10 protein-coding genes and 1 pseudogene are annotated in these 9,733 nt (G+C 36.2%); all 11 read right to left on the minus strand.

Annotated features, from left to right (window positions below; translation table 11 throughout):
• Positions 1–272 precede the first annotated feature (272 nt).
• Positions 273–377 (minus strand): annotated as a pseudogene (locus G5B11_RS19660) (flavodoxin family protein); the annotation flags it as partial.
• A 76-nt stretch (positions 378–453) separates the two neighbouring features.
• Complete coding sequence (locus G5B11_RS17635) at positions 454–1,026, minus strand: CDP-alcohol phosphatidyltransferase family protein (protein ID WP_008115839.1); 573 nt, start codon at positions 1,024–1,026, stop codon at positions 454–456.
• Complete coding sequence (locus G5B11_RS17640; protein WP_158421471.1) at positions 1,016–2,080, minus strand: FUSC family protein; 1,065 nt, start codon at positions 2,078–2,080, stop codon at positions 1,016–1,018. Before G5B11_RS17640 ends, G5B11_RS17635 begins: the two co-directional genes overlap by 11 nt.
• A gap of 31 nt (positions 2,081–2,111) precedes the next feature.
• Positions 2,112–3,155, minus strand: coding sequence for a HAMP domain-containing sensor histidine kinase (locus G5B11_RS17645; RefSeq protein WP_158421470.1), 1,044 nt, complete (start codon positions 3,153–3,155; stop codon positions 2,112–2,114).
• On the minus strand, positions 3,155–3,865 hold the full coding sequence (locus tag G5B11_RS17650) for a response regulator transcription factor (protein WP_003693048.1): 711 nt from the start codon (positions 3,863–3,865) through the stop codon (positions 3,155–3,157). Before G5B11_RS17650 ends, G5B11_RS17645 begins: the two co-directional genes overlap by 1 nt.
• A complete protein-coding gene (locus G5B11_RS17655; protein ID WP_173729233.1) occupies positions 3,844–5,277 on the minus strand; it encodes a phospholipase D family protein in 1,434 nt (477 codons plus the stop codon). The genes G5B11_RS17650 and G5B11_RS17655 overlap by 22 nt, the downstream gene beginning before the upstream one ends.
• A gap of 289 nt (positions 5,278–5,566) precedes the next feature.
• A complete protein-coding gene (gene cls / locus G5B11_RS17660; RefSeq protein WP_173729234.1) occupies positions 5,567–7,126 on the minus strand; it encodes a cardiolipin synthase in 1,560 nt (519 codons plus the stop codon).
• Positions 7,127–7,161: 35 nt separating this feature from the next.
• The gene (locus G5B11_RS17665) at positions 7,162–7,842 is read right to left on the minus strand and encodes a GTP pyrophosphokinase (protein ID WP_173729235.1); all 681 of its coding nucleotides are present in this window, start codon (positions 7,840–7,842) and stop codon (positions 7,162–7,164) included.
• A gap of 38 nt (positions 7,843–7,880) precedes the next feature.
• On the minus strand, positions 7,881–8,858 hold the full coding sequence (bsh, locus tag G5B11_RS17670) for a choloylglycine hydrolase (RefSeq protein WP_173729236.1): 978 nt from the start codon (positions 8,856–8,858) through the stop codon (positions 7,881–7,883).
• Positions 8,859–8,992: 134 nt separating this feature from the next.
• Positions 8,993–9,397 (minus strand): hypothetical protein, encoded by a 405-nt coding sequence (locus G5B11_RS17675; RefSeq protein ID WP_173729237.1) that lies wholly within the window; start codon positions 9,395–9,397, stop codon positions 8,993–8,995.
• 7 nt (positions 9,398–9,404) lie between these two features.
• A complete protein-coding gene (locus G5B11_RS17680) occupies positions 9,405–9,701 on the minus strand; it encodes a hypothetical protein (protein WP_005334864.1) in 297 nt (98 codons plus the stop codon).
• Between the last annotated feature and the right edge of the window lie 32 nt (positions 9,702–9,733).

The following is a 9,733-nucleotide window of genomic DNA, read 5'->3' on the forward strand; positions in this document are numbered from 1 at the left end:
ATGTGCAGGAACTGTTAGGGCACTCAGATGTCAGTACCACCATGAATGTCTATGCACACTCTACAAGAAAAGCCAAGCGGGAATCTGCAAGGTTACTTGATAAAGTGGCAGGCAATGACTAAATAAAACTTTCCCTTATTTCCCTTACAATTATCTCATAAGGGCAAAAATAAGGGAAAATACATATCATTTCACTAATGAATGGACTGGAAAGCCTGTAAAATAGGGAAAGTTAGAAAGACATTTCGGCAAACTTGAATTTGGAGTGTGCTTTATAAATTTTTTCCGATCCCCTCAAGTTCATTCATGGAATTCTTATTTTTTTCAAGTTCATCTCTGTCTGTTGCATAATATGATTTATTGAAAAGCATGTCCCATAGTTTGTGTGTTTGACTTACTGTTTATATCTATCTTCTCCTAAATATTTTTCTAGTCATTGCAATATAAAATTGCTTATACAGTCTCTCCCTTAAGCGTCCTGGTATTCTGGATAATATACAGAGCGACCGATATGACCATCATTATAGCACACAAACCAATCAACAGATCTGATACCATCGGTGTAATGTGGAACCATATAATATGCACCGCTGCAGTTCCATATAATAAAAAGGTTACTATCTTTCCATGCCAGTCTGCACCATGTACTTTTCCTGTCTTTCGTATCACAAGACATCCACTGACTACCATATACAGCTCCTTACCTGCCATTATTACGATTAAAAGAAGCATATGCGGAAAACGAGTAAACAGACAGATTAACATCGCTGCCTGTGTCAGCTTATCAGCCACCGGATCAAGTATTTTTCCTAAATTACTAATCCTATGGAATCTTCTTGCGATATATCCATCAGCAAGATCCGTAAGACCAGACAGCAATAAGATTTCACCAGCTAACAGAGGATTTTTCTTTACACAATAACTCCATATAATTACCGGAATCAGACAAAGCCGAAAAAAAGAAAGAAGATTAGGAACCGTAATAATTCTATTCAAATTTTCTTCCTGATTCACTTCACTCTGCATGTACAGTCACATCACTTTCCTTTTTTTTAGACATAAACCAATAAAATATAACACAAAATACTAAAGCAAACACAACACCAAAAACATTTTGAATCACTCTAAGACTAACCGCTCCTTGTAGTCCATAAGTCTCTGCAGCAATGGCTAAAGCACCAAATGTGTTAAATACTGCCTGCCAGCCATATTGTGCTGAAAATCCTACACCGATTCCACCAAGAATTCCTATATATGCATAGATTGACGAAGGAAGCAGAAAATATAATACTGTAAAACATATAACACCTGCAATATTTCCGACAATCCTTTTACGGACTCTGTAGTGCATATCTTCCATAAACGGCAAAATCGCGGACATGGCCGCAATACCAGCCCACATTGCACGTGGCATATTACAAAGTTCTGCAATGCAAAGGACAATCGGTACGCATAAAATCTGACATATCTGCCATTTTGTTCTGGAAGAAGTGATATCAAATTCTTGTATCAGATCTTTCAGATTTCTTTTATAAGTTCTGTTTTTATGATTTCGATAAAATACGAAGCAGGTAAGTGCTGCACCTAAAGCCATTCCGACTAATCGCATCTGATAGCTTTTTCCCGTAACATCATAACCATATAGCAATAGATACCCAAGAACCAATGTAGATTGATTAAACATGAATGGATTATGGCATCCGAACAGAATCAACACAGCCAGTGCCGCAATATTTAACAGCATTCCCAATACCGGTGAAAACTGATTTGCTAAATGCGGACATACAGTCATAATTACAAAGAACAAAGCCAAAAGCATCGTAGATTGTCCGGTGTGGATCCCCAGATCCGCATTCCGAAATACCATAAGGCATAATAAAACTACTACACCCACAATACTGTTCTCATTTCCAAATAGGATGCTGAAAATACTAACAAATAAAAAACAAAATGCCATTGTAACAGCTATCTTCACCAGATATACCCACATATGATATAATTTTTCTTTTAGTGTTTCACTCTTTTTCAACAGATTTTTAGAACCTGCCTGATTTAACTGCAATTCCTGATAAAATGTCATGTAATTCCTCCTCTATCTGTTTTTCTTAAACTTATATGGCCTCATCTTTCTGTATTGGAAGCTCTACAACAAATCTGCATCCACCATATTCACGGTTTTCTGCTTTGATTGTTCCTCCAGCACTATCTACAATCCGTTTTACAAGTGCAAGACCTAGGCCATTTCCTTCTGCTTTATGAGATCCATCTACCTGATAGAACTTGTCAAATATTCTGGATTTTACATCATCCTCTATTCCTGGTCCTTCATCTTCCAGAATGAACTTAACAGAATCCTGTTCTTGTTTCAGAAACATCGTAATTGTCCCCTTTGAAGGGCTGAACTTAATCGCATTATCCAAAAGATTTATCCAGATATGCATAAAAAGTCCTTCATTCCCAGTATATTTAACTTCCTCCAATTCTACCTGAAAACCAATTTCTTTTTCTGTCCATTTTGTTTCCAATGAAAGAAATGCCTGGCGGATCTGTTCATCCAGACGATATTCTGTTTTTTTCATTGGTATATTCTGATTCTCTAACTTGGATAACAGCAAAATATTACCAACCAATCCGGAAAGTCTTTGGGTGTTAAATAAGATTTTTTCTACATATTCCTCTTGATCCGGAGACAGTTCTTCTCCCTGAAGCAGCATTGTATACCCTTCAATGGCATTAATCGGGGTCTTAAACTCATGAGAAACATTAGATACAAAATCCATCTGCAGCACCTCTGTTGCACGAAGTTCTTTTGTCATAACGTTAAAACTTTGATAAGATTCTCCAACTTCTGCTATACGGCTGTTCGTTTCCAAATGCTGTTCAAAATCTCCCTGAGAAACTTCCTTCATTGCTTTACTAAGTCTGGTAATTGGTTCCAGTAACTTTGCATTGATAAAGGAAGTGATCAGCCCTGCAATCAATGTATTGAAAATCAAAAGCCAGCCAAGCATAGGTATGCTACCAGGCAGATTAAAAAAATGATTCAAAAAAGCAAATAATAACGCAGATATGACTGTTGAAAATACGAGTGCCAGCCAGATTGCACCAGTCAGACAGGATCGGATCCGCAATCCTTTTTCTTTCTTTTGTTCCATTATTTTTTCACCACCTTGTATCCAATTCCACGCATTGTTACAATTTCAAAATCAGGGTTATCTTTAAAACGCTCCCTGATTCTTCCTATATGTACCTCTATCGTATGTGGGTCTGCCTCCGTCTCGTATCCCCATACTTCATCCATCAACTGTTGTTTTGTAAATGTTCTGCCTGGCGAAGCTGCAAGCTTATATAAAAGCAGGAATTCTTTTTTAGGCAAAACAAGACTTTCCTTATCAGTTGTAACCGTCATTGCATCATAATCAAACTCTGTTGAACCGATCACAATTTTGTGTTCATTCAGTATCTGTGCACGGCGAAGCAGTGCTCCGACTCTTAAAACCATTTCATTCACATTTACCGGTTTTACCATATAATCGTCACTTCCCGAAAGAAATCCCTGGCGCATATCATCAAAGGAACCTTTCGCAGTGATCATAAGTACCGGTATCTGATATCCTGCTGAACGGAGTTCCGACACCAGTTCATAACCATCCATAACCGGCATCATAATATCAGAAATGATCAGATCAATATATTCCTTATCCAATACTTCTAATGCCTGTGCTCCATCCGATGCACTTTTGACTTGATATCCATTCTTCTCAAGCACTTTTTGGAATAGCTGGCTTAATTCTTTATCATCTTCTACAATCAATATTTGAAACACGTTTTCCTTCCTCCTTATTAAAACAGATACCTTGCCCATCCAAGCAGATGCTGTACCAAAAATATTTTTCTCTGACGTTTCTTTGTTAATTCGATTGGCTCTACATGATATGGATCATTATAAGTTCCGCCTTCTAATATCTGGCGGGACACTTTTTCATATTCCATCATGCCCTCTTCCAACTGTTTATTAATATCTTTACTGCGAATTACAAGCATCAGTTCCGTATCCAGATATGCACTTCTCATGTCCATATTAAAGGAACCGATTACAGACAGATCATCGTCAATCAGAATACTTTTTCCGTGGTATGAATAACCGCCTTCATATTCCCAGATATTAATTCCTGTACTTAAGATTCTATTTCTGTTTTTCGCATAATCGGCAGCCCCAAATGGATTCCCATTATTCGCAACTGAATTTGTCATGATAGAAAAATCTGAAACGTTCTCTGCAATCTCCTCCCATGTATTATACATCATATCATTACAGATAATATATGGCGTGTGGATCTTCACACGATTTTTTGCATTTTTCATCAATTCTCCCAACTGATACCACACTACTGGTTCTTTGGAACCTGTGTGAATAGGATTTGACACTAATGCAATCTTTTCTGTCTCAAAAGTTTCGTCCGTGTAATCGGTATCGCAGATTCTTTCCTTATTCTCTTCAAAATATTTCTGATAGCCGTTCTGCAGCTCTAAAACTGCGTTCTTTACAGATTTTCTATTTGCCAGTTTTTTATTGTCATGAAAATAACCACTGTCTTCTTGTTCCCATATCGTTTCAAAATACTCTGACAACTGGTTAACTGAATTTTCTTTCTCAGGTTCATCGCAAACCACTAACACGTCTCTGTCATAGTTCTTATGTCCCGGAAAATCACCCAGGAAATAATTGTATGTATTTCTTCCCCCAAGAATATATCTCTTTCCATCTGCAATCAAATATTTATCATGCATTCTACCCATCATCTTCCATGGTTTCAACGGATTGGCCTTATTATACAGTTTAATTTCAACATTCTCATGGGAAGATAATCCATAGAAATACGGATTTCCTTCCATATCAATCCAGCTCTCCATTCCATCTACTAACAGACGAATATGTACACCTCTGTCTGCCGCATCATGCAGTGCTCCTAAAATCAATTTTCCACTTTCATCGGATTGAAATGCAAAAGTAGAAAGAATAATTTCCTTTTTGGCATTCTTGATCAAACGCACTCTTTGTAAAAGCGCTTCTGGATTCTTTTCTATGATTACTGCCCGTTCTGTATTTTCACTGCATTCGTTCCATGACCCATTTTTTGTTTCTTTTTTGGTTGTATTGGACACTTCCGGCTGCTTTTTATATGCAACGCAGATTCCGAGCAATTCATAAAAAGCCACACATAAAAAAATTGCCAGTATAACAAGAAGGATTTTACATATTTTATACTTTTTCATTGTACATCACCTGATTCCTTTTTATTTCATACTTATACAATACAAAGTCAATCTCAATTTAACCTCAACAAAATTTATTTTTCATAAAAAATATGACCGGCTTCTTTTTAATGAAACAGTCATATTTTTATTCTAATATATGAAGGAGCTTTTCTTACTCCGTTGTATTAATCACTATCCATGCAAAATCTTCTTTGTACAACAGACTGTTAGATATAGCAAAAACGGCCTTTCAAAAACAGTTAACTTCTAAATCAACTGTTTTTTGAAAGGTCGTTTCATCAGATTCTTATAGCAATCCAGCAAATAATCTCATAAATAATTGTCCCAGTCGCAAATATGCACTTCGTCCGGTTTGATATTGGTCTGTCACATCACGACATTCTCCCATCGTTCTTATCAGATCATTTTTTATTTCCACAACTGCCTGACAATCTGCCATAAAACAGCCGTTTTCAAAATGGTGATATAAACTTCGATAATCCAGATTAATTGTTCCACAAGTTGCCATACAGTCATCTGCCACACTCATTTTTGCATGACAGAAACCAGGAGTCCACTCATAAACACGAACACCATGTTTAACTAATCCATGATAAAAAGAACGAGTTATATTATAAATGAATTTTTTATCAGGGATACCAGGTGTGATAATTCTTACGTCTACCCCTCGCTTAGCAGCCAGACATAACGCATGCGTCATTTCATCTGTTATGATGAGATATGGAGTCATAAACCAACAATATTTTTCAGCTTTATTTATCATACTGATATAAACTTCTTCTCCTACTTGCTCATTATCCATAGGGCTGTCTGCATAAGGTTGAACAAACCCAGTTTGCTGTGCCGCATAATCATAGTGGAAAAGGTATTTACTAAAATCAGAATCCTTAGCAGCCTTATCACTTACTGCATTCCACATTTCCAAAAATGTCACCGTAAGCGACTGAACAGCATCTCCTTCTAAACGAATACCTGTATCTTTCCACTGTCCATACGGGTGTGTGTAATTAAAATATTCGTTTGCTAGATTATATCCACCTGTAAATCCGACTTTTCCATCAATAACTGTTATTTTTCTATGATCACGATTGTTCAAAAACAGATTTAAACCTGGCATAAACGGATTGAATACACGGCAATGAATTCCTATTGCCTCCATCTTTTTCACAAAATCTGTGTTAATAAAGCCTATAGAACCCATATCATCGTAGAATACTCTAACTTCCACACCTGCTTTTACTCGCTCTTCCAGAACATCTTGAATCTTATGCCATGCTTCAGCGTCTTCTATCGCATGATATTCCATAAAGATAAACTTCTGTGCTTTCTCCAAATCCTTAAGCTGTGCCTCTAATCCTTTCACTGCTTCATCAAAATACACAATATCCGTATTCTGATAGATTGGATACTGCGAATTTCTTTGTATGTAACTTGCTATATTTCCTGCTTTCGGAATTGTTTCTTTTATTTTGCTCAAACACTCCTGACTGTCTGGAAGCATTGGTAACAATTTGCTATCAATTTCTGCATATCGCTCACGCATTTTATGTGTGCCACCATTCAAACCAATCAACAAATACAGGCCTACACCCATAATTGGGAAAATTAGAATTAAGATGACCCAAGGCATTTTCATAGAGGATGTCTTATTTGATGCGTACAATCCCAAAACCAAGATCCCACTCAAAATCCTTGTAAATAAATTTATGATTTCTGCATATTCATTCAATCGTGTTACGATAGTAATAATAAAAATCACTTCCAGAAGAATGCAGATTATGGAAAAACACAGCCGTTTTACCCCATTTTTTGTTTTTGCTTTGCCCTCTAAAGTATCTTGTTTCATATATATTCTACCTTCCTACTTGCTCAGTTTTCTCCCTAAATTTCGTGGAACATACCAATTTTGTCTTTTATTCTCTGCATTTCATTATCTGCTTCAATGATAGCTCTTACAGAATGAAGTAATTCTTCACTTATCTCATCATAGCCAGGCATTTCTTCAATTCCTTTTTTATAGCGAAGTTGATGTTCCAATGTTGCCCAGAAATCCATACCATTGGTTCGAATCTGTAATTCTACACGCATAGGTGTTTTACCCTTAGCAAAAAATACTGGTATTTCAACAATCATATGATAGCTTCGATAACCATTCGATTTTGGATTTTTTATATAATCTTTTATTTCAATAACTTTAATATCATCCTGTTGGGTAATCAAATCTGATATCATATAAATATCGTCAATAAACGCACAAACTATTCGAACGCCTGCTACATCATTGAGATATGTCTGTATATTTTCTGTTGTAAATTCATATCCCATCTTCTGCAGTTTATTGTAAATACTATTGGGCTTCTTAATTCTTGTTTTTATAAAAGAAATAGGATTTCGATTGTTCTCAACTGAAAATTCATCATCCAAAACCTCAAGTTTAGTTTGTATCTCCCGAATAGCACAACGATACATCATCATTAAATTATAAAATTTTGTAGCATTATTTAAAAACTGTAGTGATTCCGGACTGTTCATCCTGAGTTTTTTTACTTCATCTTTTGTCATGGAACTTTCCTTTCTACCTCATCCCTGATTTCAAAACATTATTTATTTTGATAGTTGATTCGTTCTCCTTGAATTACTGGATAACAAATCATTTTATCACTATCCAGATTTTCTACATGCATATCTACTGCACTGATCTGATGGTTTTCATAAGTATTGTAATAATAAATACCTTTTGTAACATTACAACACGACGTATACAATGTGATTTCATATTTTCCATCCGCTACTTCGCAACATCCTCGTTGCTGATCCACAGATCCGAGAATGTGGAAGAATTGGCTAACGCTTTCTTCCTCTGATTCACCTGAAATTGCATTTACCTTTGTAAAAGCTACACGTACAAAGCGTGATGAAGATGAGAGATCTCCCGGAAGACCTAATCCTCCCATACCTCTACTATATGCATCAAGAGCCAAATTTTCGCAGAAAGTATTTCTGGGCTGTTTAGGAGATAAATACATATAATTATTTAATTGAAACATCTGCTGTGGAAATGGCGGATTATTCGTAAGCACTCCTACTGGATTATCATAAATATGCAAACCATCTGACATAGATTCTACCGTAATTGACTCATTCTCATCAGAAATGATCCAGTGTAATTGTGCTAATGGCAATTGCTCGCTGAAAGGAGTATTAACAATATTAATTCGTTCAAGAAGCTCGCGAACTTCAACTAAAGAAGAACACTGACTTAAAATCCACGGAATAAATTCAAACTGTGCAATATTTTCCACATCTGGCTTAATCGCGGCATAAACAGCATTTCCGACAAAATTCAGTCCTGCCATTGCCACTCCTTTTTCATTCATAGCATCATAATACAAAGGATAATCCTCTGCAACATGAGCCATTCCAATAATTGCATAATGATTTTTTATATCGCCAACATGGCGAAAATTAAACGCATAATTACGTGGTGTAATTACTATCTGATCACCATAAGAGAATTCATAATCGAGGGTTCGTCCAAAGTAAAAATCTTTTGTTTTATAAGTTGCTGCTGTACACATGATCGTTTATCCTCCTAAATAGATTGAAATATGTCAATGAGTTTTTTTCTTGAACAATAGTATAGCACAATCTTTTATTTTGTTCCAACTTCATACATGATCATAACATGTAAACTTTAAACTATTTTCCTAGATTATTTCTCCATCAGTTTTTCAAAGCAGGTATCCATAGCTAGGATGAATTGACCTACGTCTGGCAATTCTTGCAGCATTTCGTTTAGGGTTTTGTGCTTCACATATTTCTGCACATACACCCAACAGACAACGCTACTGGCTTCTGATACAATGTCAGCTATGGTTTTGCGCATAAGCTCTTCAAATTCAGCAATTTCTTCTTTTGGAACAACATCATACAGTGTTGGTGCCTGATGACTTAATTTTACGCCATTTTCATTTGCATCTTTAAGCAGATTCTTAACTTTTTCTCTTGAGTTCTCCGGTACTTTCATGTACTCCCAGATAAATGCTACCACATCGGACGGTGTGTCTTTTTTTAGTGGTGGTAACTGAATATAATCATTGTTTTCGCTCATTTTCATATTCTCCTCACGATATAATAAAATCAATAATACGTTCTCTTGTCATGTCCAGTACAGTATCTACAAACACTCCTGCAAACAGGATCAGATACAGAATTACACTCAGCGAAAATAGAAATGCAACCTGTACCCAGTCATGATAACAGTATGCAGTCGCTATAATCAATAAAGTGAATATAAATCCAAGGATTCCTCTGACAACCGCATAAGTCTGTACTGTCATTTTTACTGCCAGGCCGATCACAAAAAGGATCAGCCATACCGGCAGTAATAATATCTTTCCAGCAAGTTTTAAAATAAACATGTGCACCTCCTATCTTACCAGTCCTGGCATAT

It is taken from the genome of Blautia glucerasea (genome assembly GCF_013304385.1).
Lineage (GTDB): Bacteria > Bacillota > Clostridia > Lachnospirales > Lachnospiraceae > Blautia_A > Blautia_A ammoniilytica.